The following is a 22622-nucleotide window of genomic DNA, read 5'->3' on the forward strand; positions in this document are numbered from 1 at the left end:
GTGGAGTGCTCTAAAAGCTCTTGTCCGAGACTCCAGAAGCTCTTGTCGCGCTTCAACCGCCCCAAACGGGACCGGGATCGGCGCAGGCAGGATGAGGATAATATTCCTACATCAATTTTCGCAATAGGAAATTTATCCTGTCGCTTTCCCGCGTTCCTCGGGAGCCCCAAGGGCTTCGCCGAACGGAATGCAAAGTCGCGAAGGAATTGGCCGGTCAGGCCGCGCGGATGCCGCTGCCGCTGTCGCCGTGGACGCCCACGACGGCGTCGTAGCCGAGGATCATGTCGACGTCCCGGCCGTTGGTCGCCAAAGGCAGCCTGAGCCAAAGCAGGGACATGTGGCCCGCGCCGCGCCAGGACAGGCTGTGACAACCCACGCCCGGCCGCCGCTCGTCGACCACCTTGTCGAGTTCCACGCGCCAGTAGTCGGCGGCCTTGGCGCCGTAGACGTCGCCGAGGGAGCGGCCGGTGATCTCGCGACCGTAGACGCTGTAAAGGCCCGTGCCGGCAAGCCGCAGGCGGTAGTCGCGGCGAACGCCGGGGACGATGTCGATCAGGCTGACCGTGGGCAGGAGGCGCTTGAAGTCTTCGGGACGGATGTCCGCCCGGCCGGGAAGCCGGCCGGCCTGGCGCAACGAGGCCCAGTAAGCGAACAGCTCTTCATGGGCGCGGGCGGCTGTCGCCGAAGCGCCCAGTTGCGCGGCCATCTACAGAATCCTTAACAACCCCTTGGAATCACCCGTGATTCACTATCGCTTAACCAGCGAATCGGGGGCAAGCGAAATTAGCCTTCGCGCGCCAACTTTCAGTTCGGGAGTCAAGGCCCGGGCAGAAAAGCTGAGTCTTCACAACGACAAAGGGCGGCGGGCCGAGCCCGCCGCCCTCGACGTTTCCGTTCCGAAAATACGCTCTAGCGCTTCTTCTTGGCGGCCTGACGACCGCCCTGTCCCAGACCCATCTGCTTGGCGAGGTCCGAACGCGCCTTGGCGTAGTTCGGCGCGACCATCGGGTAGTCCTTCGGAAGGCCCCACTTCGCGCGGTATTCTTCCGGGCTGATGTTGTACTTCGTGCGCAGGTGGCGCTTCAGCGACTTGAACTTGCGGCCGTCTTCCAGACACACGAGGTGGTCCGGCGTGATCGAGCGGCGAACCGGCACGGCCGGTTCCTTCGGCGCGACTTCGACGGTCACAGAGCCGCTGGCGACTTCCGTGAGCGCCTTGTGAACGTTCTGGATAAGGCTGGGAATATCATTCGCAGCCACGGAATTGTTGCCGACATAAGCGGACACGATGTCCGTCGTCATCTCGATGATCGCGGATTTGTCTTCCATCTGACCTTGTTCCATCATGGTGGAGATTGAGCGCGAACGGAATCGGCGCGCACAGACTATGACGCCGGTGCATATAGCCCCTCATTGAGAGGCACAAGCACTTCGCGTCTAGAAATCGGCGTGACTTACTCCACAACGGACCAATTAAAGCAACGGCGCCTTCAATCAATCGAAGGCGCTTCACTCTTGCGTTTCTGAGTTCAGCAAGGAAGTCAGCCTCTGCGCAGATCGCCGGACAGCGCCAGCATCGCGGCGCGCTGAGGCTGTGAGAACTCATCCAGCGCCTGGTCATCCCCATCCCGGATGGCTTTGATGAGAGCCGGCGTCAGCGCCGACGAGAGTGACCAGTTCCAGTATCGCAGCACGGTTTGAGCCCGGTCTACCGCGATCGTGTCGAACAGCGTCAGCACACGTTCAAGACCCGGGTTGATGTTACCTGCGGCATCCGTCTCCGGCCGTCGCAGCGCCCGCCAGAGCAGACGCACATTGGTTTTCGGCAGACCCGTCGCCTTGCAGAGAATCGCCAGCGGCTCACCGCCCGGATCGGTGAATATCTTGGCGCCGGTCATCGGCTTGAGGCCGGACAGATAGGAGATCTCCTCGGCGACCTCGCGGGTGAAGCTCTCCGACGCGACCTGAACCGCCTCGTCGAGGCTCTCGAACGGGCTGCGGGCAATGGCCGCCCGGTTGCGCTGCCGCCGCTCGATGAACTGCAAGGCCTTGCGGGTCAGCGGATCCTGCCAGTTTTCGTCCGCGGCCATGGAGAAGACGTCGCTGACCGCTTCCTGCAGGACTTCGCGGGATACGGCGAACCGCTGGAGGATAACGCGGCGCGCCTCGGCGTCCGACCACCAGAACATCACATAGGCATGGCTTGGCCGAAGCTCGCTACGCCGCAGAAGCAATGGAATGTGGCGGGGATGATCGCGGGTGCCGGCCACAATGGTCTCGACGGCCTCGTGGCTCAGCCTGGCCAGCTCGTTGCGCAGAAGGGCCTCGATGACCGCCGGCTCGTCATGCTGGACCAGTTCGTCGCCGACCAGCTCGTTGAGGCCCCGGCGAGCCGCGATCAGGCGGCGATGCTCGGTGGTGGCGGTGCGCACACAGTCGATCAGATCGCCGTCGCCGACGGTCGCACTGTTCTCGAGCAGCGCGCGGGCGACCTCCAGGTCATCGCGCATCAGGAGCCGGGCGAGACCGGTCGGGATATCCGACACGTTGGCTATCCGCCGGGCGATGCGGATGCGTTCGTCCAGCCCTGCCTCGCGCAACAGTTCGACGATCAGATCGGCGGTCATCGACCGTTCGAAGGTGTTGACCCGGCTACCGGGCAGGCAAACCACGTCGGCCAGCCGCTTGAGCAACGTCGTCCGCGACCGTACGGCCGGCCTTGCCGCGAACGCCTCGTCGGCGCCGGCAGGATCGATAATGGGTCGGACGGCGGGATCGCTCATGGGTCTCGGGGCACGGAAGGGGCGCGGCGGGGGAACGCGCCGCCGCCCTCCAATGACAACAGACCCTTGTTAACCGGTCGTGACTGTCGACTATTTGAAGTCGCGCTTTTCCCAGTATGGCCAGATGTCCGGCAGGTCGGCGGAGACCTTGTCGGGATAGGCGGGCGCGCGCTTTTCAAGGAAGGACATCACGCCCTCCTTGGCGTCGCCCTGGGCGCCGCGGGCCATGATCGCGCGGCTGTCGGACATGTGGGCGTCCATCGGATGCGGCGCGCCGGCGTTACGGTAGAGCAGCTGGCGGGTCAGGGCGATCGAGACCGGCGCGGTGTTGTCGGCGATCTCGCGAGCGAGCGCGTAGGCCGCCGGCAGAAGATCTTCCGGCGCGTGCAGCGAGCGAACCAGTCCGCCGTCCCTGGCCTCCTGGGCCGGGAACACGCGGCCGGTGTAGCACCACTCCAGCGCCTGCTGCAGGCCGACGATGCGCGGCAGGAACCAGGACGAGGCGGCTTCCGGCGTGATGCCGCGGCGGGCGAACACGAAGCCGAACTTGGCCTCGGTCGAGGCCATGCGGATATCCATCGCCAGCTGCATGGTCACGCCGATGCCGACGGCCGCGCCGTTGACCGCGGCGATGACCGGCTTGAGGCTGTCATAGATGCGCATGGTCAGCAGACCGCCGCCGTCGCGATAGACGCCGTTGACCTTGTTGGCCTCGCGCGGATCGCTGTCCTGCTTGGCATAGTCAAAGGTCTTGGCGCCGCCGCCGAGGTCCGCGCCGGCGCAGAAGGCCCGGCCCGCGCCCGTGACCACGACCACCTTCACCGCATCGTCGGCGTCGGTGATGTCGAAGGCCTGGATCATCTCGGCCATCATCTGCGTCGTGAAGGCGTTCATCCGGTCCGGCCGGTTCAGAGTGATCGTCGCGACCCCGTCCTTGACGTCGTAGAGGATGGTTTCAAAGGTCGGATTGGCCATGACGGGCTCCTGTAAAGGTCGTTGCGGCGGATGAAGACCGCCGGACGCGGGGGAAGGCAAGAGGCCTGATCAGGCCGCCTTGCGCTCCGGCGTGAAGCTCACGCCCAGCTTGCGGATGGCGTGGACGAAGTTGTTGGGGGCGATGTCGATGTCGCCGGTCCAGCGCATGTCGGGGAACCTGGCCAGGATCTGGCGATAGGCCTCCTCCAGTTGGATCTGCGCCACCCGCTTGCCGATGCAGGTGTGCGGGCCGTAGCCGAAGGCGATGTGCTTGTCGGCGTTGGCGCGATCGACGATCAGCCGGTCGGGATCGGCGAACACCGCCGGGTCCCGGTTGGCGGCGCCGTAGTACATGATCACCTTTTCGCCCTCGGCGATCATCTGGCCGTTGATCTCCGCGTCACGGGTCGCCGTGCGGCGCATGTAGATCACCGGGCTGACCATGCGGATGAACTCGTTGACCGCGCCGGGCAGCAGGTCCGGGTTGGCGATGAGCCTGGCCTGCTGGTCGGGGAACTCGGTCAGCAGCTTCATCGAGCCGGACAGGGTGTTGCGGGTGGTGTCGTTACCGGCGAACACGATCAGCAGCCAGGACCCGTCGAGGAACTCGTCGCTCAGCTGTTCACCCTCGACCTGCGCCCGGGCGATGGCTGTCAGCAGGTCGGCCTGAGGTTCGAGCCGGCGCTTGTGCAGCATGTGCCGGCCGTACTCGAACATCTCTTCGACGTTGCTGTTGAAGTCGGCGATGAACTGCATCAGCTCCAGCGTCGGCGCGACGCCGGCCGTCGCCTGCTGCGTGGCCAGGTTCTGGGCCATCTCCAGATAGTGCATCCACTTCAGGAAGCGCGGCCGGTCTTCCGGCGGCACGCCGAGGATTTCGCACAGGGTGAACAGCGGCAGCACGGCGGAGAAGTTCTCCACGAGATCGCACTCACCCTTGTCGGCCATCGCGTCGAGCAGGCGCGTCACCTCCGCGCGTACCTTCTCGGTTACGCCGCGCAGATAGGACGGCGTAAAATAGGGCATGTGCTCACGGCGGAGCTGCAGGTGGTTGGGCGCGTCCATGTTGATCATGGCGTCCATCGAGGCGCGGTAGAGCAGCGCGTGGCGCTGTTCCGGCCGCCCCTGGGCCATCAGGATGCCGCCGCGCTGGCTGGAAAAGGTCTCCGGATCACCGTTGACGGCCATGACGTCGGCATGGCGCGTGACGGCCCAGAAGCCGGGGCCCTCGTGGCGCGACTCGGTGTGCCACATGACCGGCGCCTGCTCGCGCATCCGGGCGAAGTCGGCCCATGGCTGACCGCCGGCGAAGCTGAGGATATCGGTCAGATCGACGCCCGGAAGCGTCGGGTAGGTGACGGGAAAATTCGGTCCCGCGCGGCCGTCGACCGCCGTCTCGCTGATCAGTTGCATGACCGCATACTCCCCAAAATATGGCTGGCGGTGGGACCATAGGCGAGCGCTCCGCCGGGGCAATCGTCACGTTGCGTCACCTTCCGCCACGGCGCCCTTTCCAGAACGCCTTCCCCGCCCGTAAAGTGATCAGCGATCAGGCGCGCAGAAGACGTTCCGGTCATCACGGCATCAGGGAGCGGACGCGTGAGCGACACCATCGAGGCGGACTACATCATCGTCGGCGCCGGCAGCGCCGGCTGCGTTCTGGCCAATCGGCTGAGCGCCGACGGCAAGACCAGGGTCCTGCTGCTCGAAGCCGGCGGCGATGATCGCCCGACGAAGAACCCGTCTCAATTCATGTCCAACCTGATGATCCATGTGCCGGTCGGCTATTCGCAGACCCTGAAGGACCCCAAGGTCAACTGGCTGTACAACACCGAGCCCGACCCCGGCACCGGCGGCCGCACGCACGTCTGGCCGCGCGGCAAGGTGCTGGGCGGCTCCTCCTCGATCAACGGCCTGCTCTACATCCGCGGCCAGGACGCCGACTACGACAACTGGCGACAGCTGGGCTGCGAAGGCTGGGCCTGGGACGACGTCCTGCCCTACTTCCTGCGCTCGCAGCACCAGGAGCGGGACGCCGGCGCGTTGCACGGCAAGGGCGGCCCCCTGAACGTCTCCGACGTGACCACCAAGCACCCGGTGTCCGATGCGGTGGTCGACGCCTGCGAAGAGGCCGGCATCCCGCGCCGCGCCGACCTGAACGGCGGCGACCAGGAGGGCGTGAGCTACTACCAGCTGACGGTTAAGAACGGGCAGCGCTGCTCGGCCGCCGTCGCCTATCTGCATCCGGTCATGGGCCGTCCGAACCTGCGGGTCGAAACCAACGCCCTGGCCTCGAAAGTGCTGTTCGAGGGCAAGCGCGCCACGGGCGTGGCGTTCACCCAGAACGGCGTGAAACGGACGGCTACGGCGAAGGCGGAAGTCATCCTCGCCGGCGGCGCGGTGAACTCGCCGCAGCTGCTTCAGCTGTCCGGCGTCGGCCCGGCGGCTCTGCTGAAGGAACATGGCATCGCGGTCGTCAACGACCTCCCCGGCGTCGGCGAGAACCTGCAGGATCACTACGTCATGACCCAGACCTACCGGCTCAAGGCCGGGACCGTGTCGGTCAACGAACTGACCAAGGGCGCGCGCTTCGTCGGCGAGGCGATGAAGTTCCTGTTCCAGCGCAAGGGCCTGCTGACCCTGTCAGCGGCGCACATCGCGGTGTTCTGCAAGTCGCGGCCGGACCTCGCCCATCCCGACATCCAGTTCCACATCCTCCCGGCGACGATGGATACCGACAAGCTGATGAACGAGCAGAAGATGGAACTGGAGGGGCAGCCCGGCCTGACCATCGCCCCCTGCCAGCTTCGTCCGGAAAGCCGTGGCCATATCCGCATCAAGTCCGCCGATCCTTCGGCCTACCCCGCCATCGTCGCCAACTATCTGAGCGATCCGCTGGACCAGGAAGTCGCTGTCGCGGCGCTGAAGTGGGGTCGCAAGATCGGGTCCCAGCCCGCATTGGCGCCCTGGATCGATCACGAGATGATGCCGGGATCCGACTTCCAGTCCGACGAGATGCTGCTCGAGTACGCTCGCGCCGCCGGCACCACGATCTACCACCCGGTCGGCACCTGCCAGATGGGCAACGGCCCGCGCGCCGTGGTCGACGCCCAGCTGCGGGTTCACGGCGTGGAGGGCCTGCGGGTCGTCGACGCCTCGATCATGCCCCGGCTGGTCAGCGGCAACACCAACGCCCCGACCATCATGATCGCCGAGAAGGCCTCGGACATGATCCTCGGCAAGTCCGCACCTTCCGCCCTCGCCGCCTGACCCTTTCGTCCCCACTCAAGTCGAGCAGTCTGACCGCCATGCACCCGATCCACCACGCCCGCACGATGCCCGACAAGGTCGCCTACATCATGGCCGCCACCGGCGAGTCCGTGACCTACGGCGAGCTCGACCAGCGCGCCAACCAGGGGGCCCAGCTGTTCCGGTCGCTGGGCCTGAAGCGGGGCGACGCTGTCGCGGTCTTCATGGACAACAGCCCCCGCTACTACGAAATCCTCTACGCCACCGAGCGGGCCGGCCTCTACATCACCTGCATCTCGTCCAAGCTGACGGCCGGCGAGATCGAGTACATCGTCGGCGACTGCGGCGCGAAGGTGCTGATCGCCGGCAAAAGCCTGGCGGGGGTCGCCACGGAAGCGGCCGCTGCCCTCCCCGGGGTGAAACTGTACATGTGCGACGGCGTGGTCCCGCCGTTCGAGAGCTTCGAAGACGCCCGGGCCGCCTTCCCGACCACGATGATCGATGATCCTTCGCCGGGCATGACCATGCTTTATTCGTCAGGCACCACCGGACGCCCAAAGGGCGTGCGCCGACCCCTTCCCGAGGGCGGCGTCGGCGAGACTCCCGGTCCGCTGATGATGCTCCTTGTGGGGCTCTACGGTTCGACCCCTGACAGCGTCTACCTGTCGCCGGCGCCGCTCTATCACGCCGCGCCGCTGGGCTGGTCCGCCGGCATGCTGCAGCTGGGCGGCACGGTCGTGGTGATGGAGAAGTTCGATCCGGAAACGGCGCTCAAGTATATCGAGCAGTACAAGATCACCGTCGCCCAGTGGGTTCCGACCCACTTCGTCCGCATGCTGAAGCTGCCGGAAGAGGTTCGCGCCAAATACGACGTGTCCTCGCTGCAGGCCGTGTTCCATGCGGCCGCGCCCTGCCCGGTGCCGGTCAAGGAACAGATGATCAGCTGGTGGGGGCCGATCATCCATGAGTACTACGCCGGCACCGAGGGCAACGGCCTTACGGCGATCAACTCCGAGGAATGGCTCGCCCACAAGGGCTCAGTCGGCAAGGGCCTGACGGCCGAGGTCAAGATCTGCGACGAGGACGGCAACCCGCTGCCCCCACGCCAGGAAGGCGGCGTCTATTTCGCCGGCGGCGGGGCCTACGAGTACCACAACGACCCGAAGAAGACCGCCGAGGCCAAGAACCAGCACGGCTGGACCACCCTGGGCGACGTGGGCTGGCTGGACGAGGAAGGCTTCCTCTACCTGACCGACCGCAAGAGCTTCATGATCATCTCCGGCGGGGTGAACATCTATCCGCAGGAGATCGAGAACCTGCTGGTGACCCACCCGAAGGTCGCTGATGTGGCGGTGGTCGGCGCGCCGGACGACGAGATGGGCGAGAAGGTCGTGGCCGTCATCCAGCCCGCGAACTGGGCCGAGGCCGGCGACGAACTTGCCGCGGAGCTGAACGAGTTCGTCCGCGCCAATCTCAGCGGCGTGAAGCGGCCCCGGCAGATCGACTTCATGGAACAGCTGCCGCGCCACGACACGGGCAAGATCTACAAGCGCCTGATCCGCGACGCCTACTGGGCAGACCGCGCCGCCAAGATCGGCTGATCGCGACAACGGGCGGCCCGATCGGGGCGAGGGTGTGAAGCATGAAAAAGGTCGTTCGCATCGGCGGCGCCGGGGGATTCCTCGGCGACTCGTCCGTGGCCGCCCCGCAGCTGCTGCGCGGGGGACACCTCGACTACATGATCCTCGACTATCTGGCCGAGGCGACCATGTCGTCGCTGGGCCAGCTGCGCGCGGCGCGGCCCGACCAGGGCTACGCTCGCGACTTCACCGACTGGGTCTGGAAGGACAATCTGCGCGAGCTGAAGGCGCAGGGGGTGAAGATCATCACCAACGCCGGCGGGCTCAATCAGCGCGCCTGCCGCGCCCGGATGGAAGAACTGGCGGCCGCCGCCGGACTGTCGTTCCGCATCGCCGTGATCGAGGGCGACGACCTGGCCGGACAGCTGCCGGACCTGGCGACGCGCGGCCTGAAAGAGATGTTCACCAACGCGCCCTTCCCCGATCCGGCGAAGGTGTTCAGCGCCAACGCCTATTTCGGCGCCGCCCCGATCGCCGCCGCCCTGGCCGCCGGGGCCGACATGGTCATCACCGGCCGGGTGGTCGACAGCGCCCTGACGCTGGGCCCGCTGATGCACGAGTTCGGCTGGACCGAAGCGGATCACGACCGGCTGTCGGCCGGCTCACTGGCCGGGCACGTCATCGAGTGCGGGGCGCAGGCGACAGGCGGCCTGTTCACCGACTGGGAGGACGTCCCCGACTGGGCGCACATCGGCTATCCGGTCATCGAGTGCCACGCCAACGGCGACTTCATCGTCACCAAGCCGCCGGGCACCGGCGGTCTGGTCTCGCCGGCCGCCGTGACCGAACAGATCCTCTACGAGGTCGGCGATCCGCAGGGCTATGCCCTGCCTGACGTGATCTGCGATTTCACGGAGGTGCGGGTCGAGGCCGCCGGCGAGCAGCGCGTGCTGGTCACTGGCGCGAAGGGCTATCCGGCCAGCGGCCAGTACAAGGTCTGCGTCACCTGGGGCGACGGCCATCGTTTCATCGGCGCCATGCCGGTGGTCGGCCGCGACGCCGCCCGCAAGGCGCAGCGCCAGGCGGACGCGGTGCTGGAGCGGGTCGGCGAGATGCTGCGCGATCGCAACCTGCCGCCCCTGCGGGACCAGCGGGTCGAGATCCTCGGCGCGGAGGCCAGCTACGGCGCCAACGCCACGCCGCAGGCCCAGGGCGTGCGCGAGGTCGTCGCCCGCATCGGCGCGGAACATGACGACGCGGCCGCCCTCGGGCTGATGATGCGAGAGTTCGCCTCCCCGACGACCTCAATGAGTGTCGGCACCACCGGCTGGTTCGGCGGCGCGCCGACCATCACCCCCGTGGCCCGCGTGTTCTCGATCCTGCTCCCGCGCGAGGCCTTTCCCGCGACCGTGTCGATCGGCGACCAGACCCTGACCGTCACGCCAACGGCCGGCGGCGGCTTCGATCCGGCGAAGGTCATCGCCCCGCCCCGCCCGGCCGATCCGGAGCCGGAGGCCGACATGGTCACCGTACCGCTGGTCGATCTGGCCTGGGCCCGGTCCGGCGACAAGGGCGACGCCTTCAACATCGGCGTCATCGCCCGCGACCCGGCCTGGCTGCCCTGGATCCGCGCGGGCCTCTCCGAAGCACGGATGCGGACCTGGTTCGCGCATGAGTTCGAGGGCGCCGTGAACCCGAAGGTCATTCGCTACGAGCTGCCCGGGATGAACGCCCTGAACCTGCACTTCATCCAGGCGCTGGGCGGCGGGCAGTTTTCCAGCCTGCGGCTCGACCCGCTGGCCAAGGGCAAGGCGCAGCAGCTTCTCGACATCGGCATTGATGTGCCCAGAGCCCTCGCGCCCCGGCTCTGACGTCGTTCTGCAACGGCCGCTTGCCTGCCCCAGCGTCGCCGGCGCTCAAATGCGCCAACAGCCCGGCCCAGGAAGGCCGGCGATCCTGGGAGAACGACCATGAAACTCGACAGCAGCGTATCCGCCGTGGTCACCGGCGGCGCGTCCGGTCTCGGCGCGGCGACGGTAAAGGCGTTGCGCGACCTCGGCGTGAAGGTCGCCATCTTCGACCTCAACCCCGAGACCGGCCAGAAGAAGGCCGAGGAGCTCGGCGCGCTGTTCTGCGAGGTCAATGTGATGGACGAGGCCTCGGTCGACGCCGGCTTCGCCAAGGCCCGCGCGGCCCATGGCCAGGAGCGCTATCTGGTCAACTGCGCCGGCGGGGGCCGGGGCGGCAAGACGATCGCCCGCGACCGGCAGACCGGCGAGATCAAGCCGTTCGTCGTGTCTGACTTCGAATGGGTGCTTGGCCTGAACACGGTCGGCACCTTCCGCTGCATCGTCAAGAGCGCGGCCGGCATGGCGACGCTCGAGCCCGACGAGGACGGCGCTCGCGGCGCCATCGTCAACACCGGCTCGGTCGCGGCCGAGGACGGTCAGGTCGGCCAAGTCGCCTATGCGGCGTCGAAGGCGGCCATCAAGGGCATGACGCTGGTCATCGCCCGCGACCTGGCCAACGAGGGCATCCGCATCAACACCATCCTGCCCGGCATCATGGCCACGCCGCCGATGCTGGGGGTCAAGACGCGCGCACCGGCGATCTTCGACAGCCTGTCGGCCTCCGTGCCGTTCCCGCGCCGGCTGGGCCATCCGGCCGAGTACGCCGACCTGGCCGTGACCATGCTGCGCAACGGCTACTTCAACGGCGAGACCGTCCGGCTGGACGGCGCCATCCGCATGCCGCCGCGCTAGGCGCTTTCATTTAATTCAAGGATGTCTGAAATGTCGAAACCCCTTCGCGCGCATACCGCCGTCGGAGAAGACTATCTGGCCAAGGGGACCATCGAGGTCCGGCATGCCTTCCCGTTCCCGCCGTCGGCGGTCTGGGCGGCGCTGCTGGATGGTGACGCCTGGACCCGGTGGCTGCCGATCACCAAGGTGACCTGGACCAGTCCGGCGCCGTTCGCCGTCGGGACGACCCGCACCGTCGAGGTCGGACCGCAGGTCATCGAGGAGACCTTCTTCGGCTGGGAAGACGGAAAGCGAATGGCGTTCCGCTTCGAGCGGTCGTCGCTGCCGTTGTCGGCGGCCGTTGAGGACTACCGCGTCGAGCCGACCGCAGGCGGCTGCGAGCTGGTCTGGCGAGGCAAGGCCAGCGCCCCGTTCCCGCTCGGCTGGCTGATCTCCCGCCAGCTGGCCGGCGGCCTGCGCGCCGGTATGCCGAAACTCGAGGCGCTGATCGCGTCCGACCCGAAGCGGTTCGGCCTCTAGCCACGCGCCTCGCGGGCAGGCCTTGCCGTCGGGTCGTGGTTGAAACCGCCGCCCGCAAAGGGCATTGAGTCTCCAACAACTGTTTGAAGGGAACTGCGCCATGAAGGAAGTCGACTACAAGGATCTGGCGAGTCTGGTCGGTCAAGAGATCGGCGTCTCGGACTGGGTCCAGATCACCCAGGAACGCGTCAACCAGTTCGCCGAGGCGACCGGCGACCATCAGTGGATCCACGTCGACGTCGAGCGGGCGACCCGCGAGATGGGCGGCCCGATCGCCCACGGCTACCTGACCCTGTCGCTGATCCCGTTCCTCGGCGCCGGCCTGCTGAAGGTCAACGGCGTCACGCGCGGCATCAACTACGGCAGCGACAAGGTGCGCTTCACCAACATGGTCCGCGTCGGCAAGAAGGTGCGCATGCGCCAGAAGCTGCTGGCCGTGGAAGCCAAGGCCGGCGGCCTGCAGATGAAGAACGAATGCTCCATCGAGATCGAGGGCGAGGATCGCCCCGCCTGCGTCGCCGAGACCATCTCGGTCATCTACGGCGGCTAAGTTCAATGCTCCCCTTCGGGGGAGCTGCCGGCGAAGCCGGCTGAGGGGGCCCCCGCGATCCAGGCGGACCCCCTCCGTCTCGCCTTCGGCGATCCCCTTCCCCGATGGGGGAGGATCACAGCAACGGCCGCGGAGCGATCCGCGGCCGTTTTCTGTTGGGCGTGAAGGCGCCTATTCCTTGAAGGAACGGTCTTCCTTCATACGGGTCTCGAAGGCGCTGATTTCCTGGTCCGCCTTGTCCTTGGCGTAGCCGTAGCGCTCCTGGATCTTGCCCGCGAGCTGGTCGCGCTTGCCGGCGACAACCGTGAGGTCGTCATCGGTGAGCTTGCCCCACTGCTCCTTGACCTTGCCGGTCATCTCTTTCCACGAACCTTCGATACGGTCCCACATGGCGGTGCTCCTTGCATGACGAAGGCGTCCACGGACGCCGTGCAGGAAGAACCGTCTCGGAACGCCTAGGTTCCACGCTGAACGGCGTTTCCGGGGTTTGACCGGGGGCATCGTCCCGCCCAAGCTGCGGTGTCTGGAGCGCCGAATCCCGCGCCCGCGACACCTTCAGGCGGCCGAGGTCGCCCCCATCCCACAGATGCCCCGGAGCGTTATGTCCGCCACCGCCAAACCCGTCCCGCCCGCCGCCCGCAAGGTCCCGGTGCGCATCGAACAGCTCGGCCGGGTGCGGGTGGACGACTATGCCTGGATGAAGGACGACAACTGGCAAAAGGTCCTGCGCGATCCGTCGCTGATCAAGGCCGACGTCAGGGAACACCTGACCGCCGAGAACGCCTACACCAAGGCCATGCTGGCCTCGACCGAGGCGTTGCAGACCACGCTGTTCGAGGAGATGAAGGGCCGCATCAGGGAGGACGACGCCTCCGTGCCGGATCCCGACGGGGCCTGGGAATACTACAGCCGCTACGAAGCGGGGGCGCAGCATCCGATCCATGCCCGCCGGCCGGTCGGCAAGACCGACGGTGAGGTGATCCTGCTCGACGAGGAGGCCGAGTCGAAGGGCAAGGCCTTCTACCAGGTCGGCGCGGCCAGCCACACGGCCGACCATCGCTGCTATGGCTGGGCCGTCGATGAACAGGGCTCGGAGGTCTACCGCATCCATGTCCGTGACATCGCAACGGGCGCGGCCATCGGCGAGCCGGTCGAGAGCGTGTCCGACTTCGTGTTTTCGCCGGACTCGAAGTGGATCTTCTGGACCCTGCGCGACGACAATGGGCGGCCCGCCAAGGTCTTCCGTCGCCCGGTCGGGGGCGCGGCCAAGGACGACGTGCTCGTCTACGATGAACCGGACGAAGGCTTCTTCATCGGGGCGGGCGTCACCCAGTCGCGACAGTGGATCGTCATCGGTTGCGGCAACCAGGAAACCAGCGAGGCCTGGCTGATCCCGGCCATTGACCCGACCGCGGCGCCGAAGGTGGTCGAACCGCGCCAGGTCGGCATGCGCTACGACGTCGATCACTGGAACGACCATTTCGTGATCCGCACCAATGCCGACGGGGCGGTCGACTTCAAGCTGGTCACCGCGCCCGAGGACAAGCCGGGAAAGGCGAACTGGGAAGACTGGGTCGCGCCCGCGCCGGGCGTCCTGATCCTGGGGACCCTGCCCTTCCGCGACCATTTCGTACGGCTGGAGAAGGTCGACGCCGTCAACCGCATCGTCATCACCGCCCGGGGCGGCGAGGAGCATGTGGTCGACTTCGACGAAGCGGCCTACGCGCTCGGACTCGAGGGCGGCTATCAGTACGACACCGCCACGCTGCGCTTCACCTACACCTCGATGACCACGCCCCGGCAGTGGATCGACTACAACATGGCGACCCGCAAACGGACCCTGCGCAAGACCCAGGAGATTCCGTCCGGCCATAACCCGGCCGACTACGAGACCCGCCGGCTGAACGCCCGCGCGCCCGACGGGGCGGAGGTTCCGGTCTTCGTCCTGATGAAGAAGGGGACGCCGCTGGATGGGTCCGCGCCGCTGATGCTCTACGGCTATGGCAGCTACGGCATTTCACAGGAGCCGGGCTTCTCGATCCGCAATCTCAGCCTTGTCGACCGGGGCTGGATCTGGGCCGTCGCCTGCGTGCGCGGCGGGGCCGAAAAGGGCTGGAGCTGGTTCCTGGATGGCAAGAAGTTCAGCAAGCGGAACAGCTTCACCGACTTCATCGCCTGCGCCGAGCACCTGCATACGGCCGGCTATGGCGCGCCGGAGCGAACCGTCGCCTACGGCGGCTCGGCGGGCGGGCTGCTGGTCGGGGCCGTGGCCAACCTGCGGCCGGACCTGTGGGCCGGCATCATCGCCGCGGTGCCGTTCGTCGACGTGATCAACACCATGAGCGACACCAGCCTTCCCCTGACGCCGCCGGAATGGCCCGAGTGGGGCAACCCGATCGAGGATCCGCAGGCCTACGACTACATGTTCAGTTACAGCCCGTACGATCAGGTGTCAGCGAAGCCCTATCCGGCCGTGCTGGCGACCGGCGGGCTGTCCGATCCGCGCGTGACCTACTGGGAGCCGGAGAAGTGGACGGCCAGGCTGCGTGACTTTTCGACAAGCGGGAACCCGATCCTGCTCAAGATCAACATGGACGCCGGTCACGGCGGCGCCTCGGGCCGGTTCGACTTCCTCAAGGAGATCGCGCTGGACTACGCTTTTGCTGTCTGGGCGGTGGATCGGGGATGGACGACAGCTTGATCATTCGGGCGGCGACGGCGGGCGACGCGGAGGCCCTTGCGGCCATCTATGGCGACGCCTGTCTGCACGGCACGGGCACCTTCGAGGAGGAGCCGCCCGGCGCGGCGGCCATGGCCGAGCGGCTGGCGGCGATCCGGGCCAAGGGTCTGCCCTACTACGTCGCCGAACTGGACGGGCGGGTCGCGGGCTATGCCTACGCCTCGCCGTTCCGGCCGCGCACCGGCTATCGCTACACCGCCGAGGACAGCGTCTACATCGCGCCCTGGGCCAAGGGGCGTGGCCTGGGCAAGATCCTGCTGACGCCGGTGATCGCCGACTGCGAGCGGCTGGGACTGCGCCAGCTGATGGCGGTGATCGGCGGGTCGGAGAACGCGCCGTCGATCGCCCTGCACCGCTCGCTGGGCTTCGAGCTGAAAGGCGTGATGACCGGCGTCGGCTTCAAGTTCGGCCGGTGGATGGACATCGTGATGATGATGAAACCGCTGAACGGCGGTGTTGAGACCTTGCCGGAAGGGCCGGGGCTGCCGCTGGGCGGGGGGTAGGGTGCGTGGTTCGAGACGCGGACCCGAGGGTCCGCTCCTCACCATGACGAACACAAGCGCAAGCCAACTCTGCCCGTCATCCTGAGGAGCGATCCCTCAGGATCGCGTCTCGAAGGACGCATTGCCATCGCCCCGCCCCCTCCCTACTTTCCCGGTCATGCAGGCCCTGCGCACCCTGGTGATGATCCTGATCGCGACGCTGTTCGTCGCGGGCGGGACCGCGCGGGCAATGCCTATGCCGGCCGGGCAGCCGCCCTGCCACGAAGCGCCCGCTGACCACGGCAAGTCTGTCCCCGCCCAGGCGGCGATGACCTGCTGCGTCGGTTGCCTGCCGGCGCCGACCGAAGCCGCATCCCTGGCGCGCGCCCTTCCAGCCGAACCCCCCGTCTACGCCGCCGTCGAGCCCCGGCTTGAGGGTCGCCCCACAGCGCCAGAGCCTGAACCACCTCGCCTTTTCGTCTGAAGCCTCGAACCGTTATTCTCGACCTCAGACAGAAGGAGGGTCCGATGACCCCCAAGACCCGCGCGCGCCTTTTCGGCGCGACCGCCCTCGCCGCGAGCGTGATGCTCGCCCCCGCTGCGTTCGCGCAGGACCACAGCACACATGACATGCCGGGCATGGCGGCGTCCGGGCCGGACAAACCCGCCGCATCCGTGGCTCCCGCCGAGGCCGACATGGAGTCCATGGCCGGCATGAGTGGCATGATCAGCCCGCTCGGCCCCTATGCCGCCAACCGCGACGCCGGCGGCACCGCCTGGCAGCCGGACGCCACGCCGCATGGCGGCATCCACCTTATGGCCGGCGGCTGGATGGTCATGGTCCACGGCGAGTTCAACGCCGTCTACAGCGACCAGTCCGGCCTGCGCGGCGACAGCCGGTCGTTCGCCGCCGGCATGCTGATGGCTATGGCCCAGCGCGATCTCGGCCCGGGCAAGCTGCAGATCAAGGCCATGCTCAGCCCTGACCCGGTGATGGGCCCCGAGGGCTACCCCCTGCTGCTGGCCACCGGCGAGACGGCCGACGGCGTGACCCACCTGGTCGACCGTCAGCATCCCCACGACCTCTTCATGGAGCTGTCAGCCAGCTACAGCCTGCCGGTCGGCGACAAGGGCAGCCTGTTCGTCTACGGCGGCCTGCCCGGCGAGCCGGCGTTCGGCCCGCCGGCCTTCATGCACCGCACGGCGGCGATGGACAGTCCCGAGGCGCCGATCAGCCACCACTGGTTCGACTCGACGCACGTCACGTTCGGGGTGGTCACCGGCGGCTTCACCTGGGACCGCTGGAAGGTCGAGGCCTCGGCCTTCCGGGGTCGCGAGCCCGACCAGAACCGCTGGGACATCGAGACCGGCGACCTCGATTCCCGGTCGGCGCGGGTCAGTTTCAACCCGACCGAAAACTGGTCGCTGCAGGCCAGTTGGGCGGACATTACCAGCCCCGAAGCCCTGGAGCCGCTGGTCGACGAGAAACGGGTGTCCCTGAGCGCTCTCTACGGCCGGGCTTTCGGCAGCGCCGGCTTCGCCTCGGCCACGGCCGGCTGGGCGCGCAAGGACAAGGACGGCGAGACGCTCGACGCCTGGCTGTTCGAGAGCGCGATCCAGTTCAACGACGCCTGGACGGTGTTCGCCCGTGCAGAACAGGTCGACCAGGCCGAGCTGGCGCCCGGGAACATCTACACTGTGCGCAAGGTGTCGATCGGCGCGATCCACGACTGGCGGCTGAGCGACGACATCAAGCTCGGCGTCGGGGCGCTGATCAACGGCTTCGACATCCCCTCGCCCCTGTCGGCCAGCTATGGCGACGCTGGCGGCGGGATGGCGTTCGTGCGGCTGAAGATCGGATAGCTACCCCCGGAGGGCCCTCGCCAGGGCGGCGGCGTCATAGGGCTTGTCCAGCGCTGTGACGTCGTCGAGGCCCTCGACTGCATCACGCTCGGTATAGCCACTGGCGAGGATGATGCGCAGGTCGGGTCGCTGGACACGCGCCTGCCTGGCCAGGTCATCGCCCCGCATTCCCGGCAGGCCGATGTCGGTGAACAGGATGTCGATCCGCGCGTCGCTGTCCAGGATCGCCAGGGCCTCTGTCGCGTTGGCCGCTTCCAGCACCGCGAAGCCGAGATCAGCGATCAGGTCGACCGCCGCAGCCCGGACCAGACCCTCGTCCTCCACCACCAGCACCGCCTGTCGCCCATCAACCAGACTGGCAGCCACCTTGCGGGCGAGATCGGCCCGGCCATACGGCTTGGACAGAAGGGTCACCCCTTCATCCAGGCGACCGTGATGCACGATGGCGTTCTCGGTGTAGCCGGAGGTGTAGAGCACCGCCATGCCGGGCCGCAGAGCCTTCGCCTCGCGAACGAAGGCCGGAGTCTTCACCCTGCCGGGCATGACGACATCGGTGAACAGCAGATCCACCGCCTGGTCTCCGCGGAGGATTTCCAGCGCCGCGTCGGGCCCATCCGACTGGATGCAGTGGTAGCCGAGATCAGCCAGCATGGCGCACGCCGCTTCGCGCACGGCCGCATCATCCTCGACCACCAGAACCGTCTCGCCGTGGCCGCCCGTCGGAATATCGCGACGTTCCGCAGGAGCTTCCGAAGCACGGGTTCGGGGCAGATAGATCTTCACCGTCGTTCCCTGGCCGGGCTCGCTATAGATCTGGATGTGGCCCTTCGACTGCTTCACGAAGCCGTGGACCATGGAAAGGCCGAGCCCGGTGCCCTTGCCCTCGACCTTGGTGGTGAAGAAGGGCTCGAACACCCGCGCGATGGTTTCGCGGCTCATGCCCTGCCCCGTGTCGGACACCGCCAGCATCACGTACTGCCCGGGTGTGATGTCGCCGTCCCGGGCCGCGTAGCGATCATCCAGCTCGGCGTTGGCCAACTCGATCATCAGGCGGCCGCCGCCCGGCATCGCGTCGCGGGCGTTGATGGCCAGGTTGAGCAGGGCGCTTTCGACCTGGGCAGGGTCGGCGACTGTGTTCCACAGGCCGCCGGCGATGATCGTTTCGACCTCGATCGTCTCGCCGAGCGTCCGGCGCAGCATCTCGGTCATGGTCTGGACGAGCCTGGCCAGATTGACCACCTCCGGCTCGAGCGGCTGGCGGCGCGCGAAGGCCAGCAGCTGACGCGTCAGGTCCGCAGCCCGGTCGGCCGCATGGGTGGCATTGGCCAGCCGGGCGAGCGCCTTCTTGTCTGTGAGGTTGCGCTCGATCATTTCGAGGTTGGCGCGGATCACCTGCAGCAGGTTGTTGAAGTCGTGGGCGACGCCGCCCGTCAGCTGACCGATGGCCTCCATCCGCTGCGCCCGGCGCAGCTGCTCCTCGGCGCGCTCGCGTTGGGTAATGTCACGCGACGACCCGACGATCCGCGTGACGCGGCCGGCATCTTCATGCACCGCCGCGAGCGTGGACTCCCAGGTGATGACGCCGACCCCGGGGACCTCGGTCGAGTCGCGGATCGCCGTCGCCGCTCCGGTTTCGATGACCCGGGAGTAAAGCTCGACAAGGCGCGGCCCCATGACAGGGAAGGCCTCCATGACGTCGCGGCCGCGCCATGGCGTCATGTCGCCGCCGAGCAGTTTGGCCAGCGCCGGGTTGAAGTCGCCGATCAGAAACCGGCCGTCCGGCGTCACGTCGAAGGTGTAGAGATAGTCGGGGATGTTCTCGAACACCGCGCGGACCAGATTGTCGGCGTCGCGTTTGCCGGACTCGGCGGTGTCCCTCTCGTTGAGCGCGACGCGCAGACGCCAGTTGGACCGGGCCATCGCCGCGACCGTGAACCCTAGCCCCGCCAGCGCCAGACCGCCAACGCCCAGCGAAAGCCAGAGACTCTTGTGCTCCTCGGCCTCGGCCAGGGCCTCACGGCCGGCCAGCAGGTTGTCCTCCTCGGCCACGATCTCGCGGACGATGACGCGAATTCGATCCATCTGGATCTTGCCAAGCCCCGTGGCGATGTTGGCCTGGGCGGCCGCCAGATTGCCTGAACGGCTGAGCAGGAGATTGCGCTCAAGAACATCGAGACGGGCTTCCATCGCGTCGGACAGCCGGTGCACCCGCGCGGTCTGGACGGGATTGTCTGCGGTCAGCATCCGCAACCGCGCGAGTTGCCCGGGCATCCGGGATTTCGCTGCGGTCCAGGGCTCGAGATATTCCTCCCGCCCGGTCAGAAGATATCCGCGCTGGCCCGTTTCCGCGTCCTGCAGGCTGGAGAACAGGCCACGGACCGTTTCCAGAACCTGGTGGGTGTGGGTGACCTGATCCTGGCTGCGGCGCAGGGAAACGGCCTGCGAAAAGCCGGTATAGGCCGTCAGGCCCGCCAGCAGGACGATCAGCAGGATCGGAAGAAGCAGTACGCGCTTCATACTCACGGCGGACATCCGATCTTGGCCGCCGGGGCGGGCATAAAGGGCAGTACACAATCTAGATCAGCGGATCGGTGAAGACCACAGGTTGTGAGGCGTCAGCGACCGAGGGTCCGTCGCGCGACACCGCGGACTGCGCCGGACCATGCGCCACTGGCCAGACCAATGGCCAGCGCCAGCCCCAGCAGCGCGGAGGATGGCGGGGCGACCCTGAACACCGACGCCAGCACCGGCACGTACAGGATCAGCGCCAGGGCCCCGCCTGCGATCACGGCGATTCCCCAGTAGATCTTGCGGTGCGGCGCGAAAAGTCGACCGCCCGAGGTCGAGGCGTCCGCGAGGGCCAGCACCAGGTTTCCGATCACCAGGGTCAGGAAAGCAAGGCCGCGGGCCTCGGGCTCGGAAACCTGTCCCAGCGACCAGACATAGAGTCCCAGAACGCCCGCCAGGACGCCAAGGCCCTGTATCAGGGCCAGGCCGATCTGGGCGGGGCCGAACAGGGGTTCGTCGCGCCGTCGCGGGGGACGCTGCATGGCCGTTGCACTGCCGGGTTCGGCTTCGAAGACCATCGCGCAGACCGGGTCGATCACCAGTTCAAGAAAGACGACGTGCATCGGAAACAGGAGTTGCGGCAGGCCGAGCACGATCGGAATGAGGGCAAGCCCGGCGATCGGCACATGGATCGCCGTCACATAGATCAGGGCCTTGCGCAGGTTGACGAAGATGCGCCGCCCGAGTTTCACGCCGCCGACGATGGAGGCGAAGCTATCGTCCATCAGCACCAGGTCGGCCGACTCGCGCGCCACATCCGTGCCTTTCCGGCCCATGGCGATGCCGATGTGGGCGGCTTCGAGCGCCGGGGCGTCATTCACACCGTCGCCCGTCATGGCGACGACCTCGCCGGCGGTCTTGAGCGCCTCTACAATCAAAAGCTTCTGTTCCGGCGCGATACGGGCAAACACCCGCACGCCCGACAGGCGCGCCGCCAGATCCCGCGGCGACAACGCGGCGATCTCCGGGCCCAGAAGCACGCCGCCGCTGACGTCGAGACCGGCGGCGGCGGCGATGGCCAGGGCTGTCGCGGGATGGTCACCGGTGATCATGATGACAGAGATGCCTGCAGCGCGGGCCTCCGCCAGGGCCGCCGGCACATCCGGGCGTACAGGGTCCAGGAAGCCTACCAACCCCTCGAAACGGAACGGCGCCGAGCCTGGGTCTTCCGGGAAGGCCCCTTCGACGGCGCAGGCGGCGACGCCCAGCACGCGCAGGCCCTGGCCCGCGAAACTCGTGACAACGGCCGTCAGACGCTCGACGTCCAAGGGGGGAAGCCCGCAGAGAGCAAAGATCGCTTCGGGTGCGCCCTTGGCGGCCGCCGTGCGAGCCTCGCCCCCGTCTCGCCAGACCTGGATCACCGCCATCCGGTCCGACCGCAGGGGCCAGACCCGTTCGGGTTCAGCACCGCTTCCCGTGGGCCCCGACAGGTCCCTGATCGCCCGGTCCATCGGATCGACTGGCCGAACCGCCGACGCCCGGCCAGCGGTAGCGAGCAGCGCAGCGCCGGAGCCTTCGCCCACCCCGGCGGCGGTGACGGTCCGGTCTTCCGCCTCGGTCCACAGTCGCGCGACCCGCATCCGGTTCTCGGTCAGGGTGCCGGTCTTGTCGACGCGGAGAACCGTCGCGCCGCCGAGCGCTTCGATAACCGCCCCGCGCCGGACGAGCACCTTGTGGGTCGCCAGCCGCCAGGCGCCGAGGGCGAGGAACACCGCCAGCACCATGGGGAACTCTTCCGGGATCAGGGCGATGGCGACCGTGACGCCCGCGAGTGTCCCCGCCACCCAGTCGCCGCGCAGCAGACCATAGGCGACCGCCACAACGATGCAGAAGCCGATCGCCATCACGCCGAGCCAGGTCACCAGCCGGCCGGCGGTCTTTTGAAGCGGCGTCGGCTCCTGAACGATGCCGGCGAGAGAGACGCCGATCCGGCCGAGCGCCGTTCTCGGGCCGGTGCGACTGATCCTCGCCACGCCCTGGCCGCTGACGACCAGGGTTCCGGAATAGAGGTTGGGGCCGGCCTCGTCGCCCGGCGGCCGGTCAGGGTCGGGCTTCTGGTCGGCGCAGAGCGGGCGTTTGGACACCGGGGCTGACTCGCCGGTGAGCGCCGATTCATCGACGCCGAGCACGTCACCGGCCACCAGCAGAGCGTCGGCGGGAAGCCGCTCACCCTCCCCGACCAGCACAATGTCGTCGGGCACGAGCTCGCGCGCCTCGATCAGCCGTTCCGCGCCGGCGCGGATGACTCTCGCGCGGGGTTGCGAGAGGTCGCGCAGCGCCGCAAGGGCGCGCTCGCTTCGAGCCTCCTGGATCACCACCAGTCCGATGGTCGCCAGGGCGCCGCCCATCAGGAACAGGCCCTCGGCGAGATCGCCCAGCATCAGATAGAGTCCCGCCGCCCCGACGAGCAGCAGGAACATCGGCTCCCGCATCGTCTCGAGGATGATCCGGACCACGCCACGCGCCGCCGGCGGCGGGAGCGCGTTGGGCCCGACCTCGGCCAGCCGCCTCGCCGCCTCCAGGTCATCGAGACCTTGCAAGGCGCGCCCAT

Annotated in this window: 18 protein-coding genes; 10 read left to right on the forward strand and 8 right to left on the reverse strand. The window is 67.6% G+C overall.

All coding sequences use genetic code 11. The features are described 5' to 3' along the window. Positions 1-214: 214 nt before the first annotated feature. From mopJ to ACODSL_RS05955, 5 genes are all read right to left on the reverse strand, one after another. The gene (mopJ, locus tag ACODSL_RS05935) at positions 215-706 is read right to left on the reverse strand and encodes a motility/cell cycle regulatory protein MopJ (protein ID WP_488899742.1); all 492 of its coding nucleotides are present in this window, start codon (positions 704-706) and stop codon (positions 215-217) included. 203 nt (positions 707-909) lie between these two features. Next, positions 910-1329 (reverse strand): Ros/MucR family transcriptional regulator, encoded by a 420-nt coding sequence (locus ACODSL_RS05940; RefSeq protein WP_488899743.1) that lies wholly within the window; start codon positions 1327-1329, stop codon positions 910-912. 212 nt (positions 1330-1541) lie between these two features. After that, positions 1542-2783, reverse strand: coding sequence for a DUF2336 domain-containing protein (locus ACODSL_RS05945; RefSeq protein ID WP_488899744.1), 1242 nt, complete (start codon positions 2781-2783; stop codon positions 1542-1544). Between the two features lie 90 nt (positions 2784-2873). Further along, a complete protein-coding gene (locus tag ACODSL_RS05950) occupies positions 2874-3758 on the reverse strand; it encodes a crotonase/enoyl-CoA hydratase family protein (RefSeq protein ID WP_488899745.1) in 885 nt (294 codons plus the stop codon). A 69-nt stretch (positions 3759-3827) separates the two neighbouring features. Further along, positions 3828-5171 (reverse strand): cytochrome P450, encoded by a 1344-nt coding sequence (locus tag ACODSL_RS05955; RefSeq protein WP_488899746.1) that lies wholly within the window; start codon positions 5169-5171, stop codon positions 3828-3830. A gap of 186 nt (positions 5172-5357) precedes the next feature. Between ACODSL_RS05955 and ACODSL_RS05960 the strand changes: the two genes are divergently transcribed. The 6 genes from ACODSL_RS05960 to ACODSL_RS05985 all read left to right on the forward strand — a co-directional run bounded on the left by ACODSL_RS05960 (position 5358) and on the right by ACODSL_RS05985 (position 12418). Next, positions 5358-7028, forward strand: coding sequence for a GMC family oxidoreductase (locus ACODSL_RS05960; protein WP_488899747.1), 1671 nt, complete (start codon positions 5358-5360; stop codon positions 7026-7028). A 38-nt stretch (positions 7029-7066) separates the two neighbouring features. Continuing rightward, complete coding sequence (locus ACODSL_RS05965) at positions 7067-8608, forward strand: acyl-CoA synthetase (RefSeq protein ID WP_488899748.1); 1542 nt, start codon at positions 7067-7069, stop codon at positions 8606-8608. Positions 8609-8649: 41 nt separating this feature from the next. After that, positions 8650-10458, forward strand: coding sequence for an acyclic terpene utilization AtuA family protein (locus tag ACODSL_RS05970; protein ID WP_488899749.1), 1809 nt, complete (start codon positions 8650-8652; stop codon positions 10456-10458). 99 nt (positions 10459-10557) lie between these two features. After that, positions 10558-11349, forward strand: coding sequence for an SDR family NAD(P)-dependent oxidoreductase (locus ACODSL_RS05975; RefSeq protein WP_488899750.1), 792 nt, complete (start codon positions 10558-10560; stop codon positions 11347-11349). 30 nt (positions 11350-11379) lie between these two features. Continuing rightward, entirely contained in the window at positions 11380-11868 is a 489-nt protein-coding gene (locus tag ACODSL_RS05980; protein ID WP_488899751.1) for an SRPBCC family protein, read from the forward strand. Positions 11869-11968: 100 nt separating this feature from the next. After that, positions 11969-12418, forward strand: a complete 450-nt coding sequence (locus tag ACODSL_RS05985) for a MaoC family dehydratase (protein ID WP_488899752.1) — start codon at positions 11969-11971, stop codon at positions 12416-12418. 171 nt (positions 12419-12589) lie between these two features. On the opposite strand, the gene ACODSL_RS05990 is transcribed toward ACODSL_RS05985, so the two are convergent. Next, positions 12590-12808, reverse strand: a complete 219-nt coding sequence (locus tag ACODSL_RS05990; protein ID WP_488899753.1) for a CsbD family protein — start codon at positions 12806-12808, stop codon at positions 12590-12592. Between the two features lie 196 nt (positions 12809-13004). Here ACODSL_RS05990 and ACODSL_RS05995 point away from each other — a divergent pair, with 196 nt between their 5' ends. The 4 genes from ACODSL_RS05995 to ACODSL_RS06010 all read left to right on the forward strand — a co-directional run bounded on the left by ACODSL_RS05995 (position 13005) and on the right by ACODSL_RS06010 (position 17503). Then, positions 13005-15119, forward strand: a complete 2115-nt coding sequence (locus ACODSL_RS05995) for a S9 family peptidase (protein WP_488899754.1) — start codon at positions 13005-13007, stop codon at positions 15117-15119. Further along, positions 15104-15661 carry a GNAT family N-acetyltransferase gene (locus ACODSL_RS06000; protein ID WP_488899755.1) on the forward strand — a complete coding sequence of 186 codons (558 nt, stop codon included), beginning with the start codon at positions 15104-15106 and terminating at the stop codon, positions 15659-15661. Before ACODSL_RS05995 ends, ACODSL_RS06000 begins: the two co-directional genes overlap by 16 nt. Before the next feature lie 157 nt (positions 15662-15818). Then, positions 15819-16124, forward strand: a complete 306-nt coding sequence (locus ACODSL_RS06005; RefSeq protein ID WP_488899756.1) for a hypothetical protein — start codon at positions 15819-15821, stop codon at positions 16122-16124. A gap of 44 nt (positions 16125-16168) precedes the next feature. Further along, positions 16169-17503 (forward strand): hypothetical protein, encoded by a 1335-nt coding sequence (locus ACODSL_RS06010; protein ID WP_488899757.1) that lies wholly within the window; start codon positions 16169-16171, stop codon positions 17501-17503. On the opposite strand, the gene ACODSL_RS06015 is transcribed toward ACODSL_RS06010, so the two are convergent. Further along, the gene (locus ACODSL_RS06015; RefSeq protein WP_488900282.1) at positions 17504-20020 is read right to left on the reverse strand and encodes a CHASE3 domain-containing protein; all 2517 of its coding nucleotides are present in this window, start codon (positions 20018-20020) and stop codon (positions 17504-17506) included. A gap of 98 nt (positions 20021-20118) precedes the next feature. Continuing rightward, complete coding sequence (locus ACODSL_RS06020) at positions 20119-22611, reverse strand: cation-translocating P-type ATPase (RefSeq protein WP_488899758.1); 2493 nt, start codon at positions 22609-22611, stop codon at positions 20119-20121. Positions 22612-22622: the final 11 nt, after the last annotated feature.

The organism is Caulobacter sp. FG121, assembly GCF_057809815.1.

Bases quoted from the DNA above. Each gene is read 5' to 3' on its own strand.
- mopJ (WP_488899742.1), bottom strand. From the start codon at position 706: ATGGCCGCGCAACTGGGCGCTTCGGCGACAGCCGCCCGCGCCCATGAA.
- ACODSL_RS05940 (WP_488899743.1), bottom strand. From the start codon at position 1,329: ATGGAAGACAAATCCGCGATCATCGAGATGACGACGGACATCGTGTCC.
- ACODSL_RS05945 (WP_488899744.1), bottom strand. From the start codon at position 2,783: ATGAGCGATCCCGCCGTCCGACCCATTATCGATCCTGCCGGCGCCGAC.
- ACODSL_RS05950 (WP_488899745.1), bottom strand. From the start codon at position 3,758: ATGGCCAATCCGACCTTTGAAACCATCCTCTACGACGTCAAGGACGGG.
- ACODSL_RS05955 (WP_488899746.1), bottom strand. From the start codon at position 5,171: ATGCAACTGATCAGCGAGACGGCGGTCGACGGCCGCGCGGGACCGAAT.
- ACODSL_RS05965 (WP_488899748.1), top strand. From the start codon at position 7,067: ATGCACCCGATCCACCACGCCCGCACGATGCCCGACAAGGTCGCCTAC.
- ACODSL_RS05970 (WP_488899749.1), top strand. From the start codon at position 8,650: ATGAAAAAGGTCGTTCGCATCGGCGGCGCCGGGGGATTCCTCGGCGAC.
- ACODSL_RS05975 (WP_488899750.1), top strand. From the start codon at position 10,558: ATGAAACTCGACAGCAGCGTATCCGCCGTGGTCACCGGCGGCGCGTCC.
- ACODSL_RS05980 (WP_488899751.1), top strand. From the start codon at position 11,380: ATGTCGAAACCCCTTCGCGCGCATACCGCCGTCGGAGAAGACTATCTG.
- ACODSL_RS05985 (WP_488899752.1), top strand. From the start codon at position 11,969: ATGAAGGAAGTCGACTACAAGGATCTGGCGAGTCTGGTCGGTCAAGAG.
- ACODSL_RS05990 (WP_488899753.1), bottom strand. From the start codon at position 12,808: ATGTGGGACCGTATCGAAGGTTCGTGGAAAGAGATGACCGGCAAGGTC.
- ACODSL_RS05995 (WP_488899754.1), top strand. From the start codon at position 13,005: ATGCCCCGGAGCGTTATGTCCGCCACCGCCAAACCCGTCCCGCCCGCC.
- ACODSL_RS06000 (WP_488899755.1), top strand. From the start codon at position 15,104: ATGGACGACAGCTTGATCATTCGGGCGGCGACGGCGGGCGACGCGGAG.
- ACODSL_RS06005 (WP_488899756.1), top strand. From the start codon at position 15,819: ATGCAGGCCCTGCGCACCCTGGTGATGATCCTGATCGCGACGCTGTTC.
- ACODSL_RS06010 (WP_488899757.1), top strand. From the start codon at position 16,169: ATGACCCCCAAGACCCGCGCGCGCCTTTTCGGCGCGACCGCCCTCGCC.
- ACODSL_RS06015 (WP_488900282.1), bottom strand. From the start codon at position 20,020: ATGAAGCGCGTACTGCTTCTTCCGATCCTGCTGATCGTCCTGCTGGCG.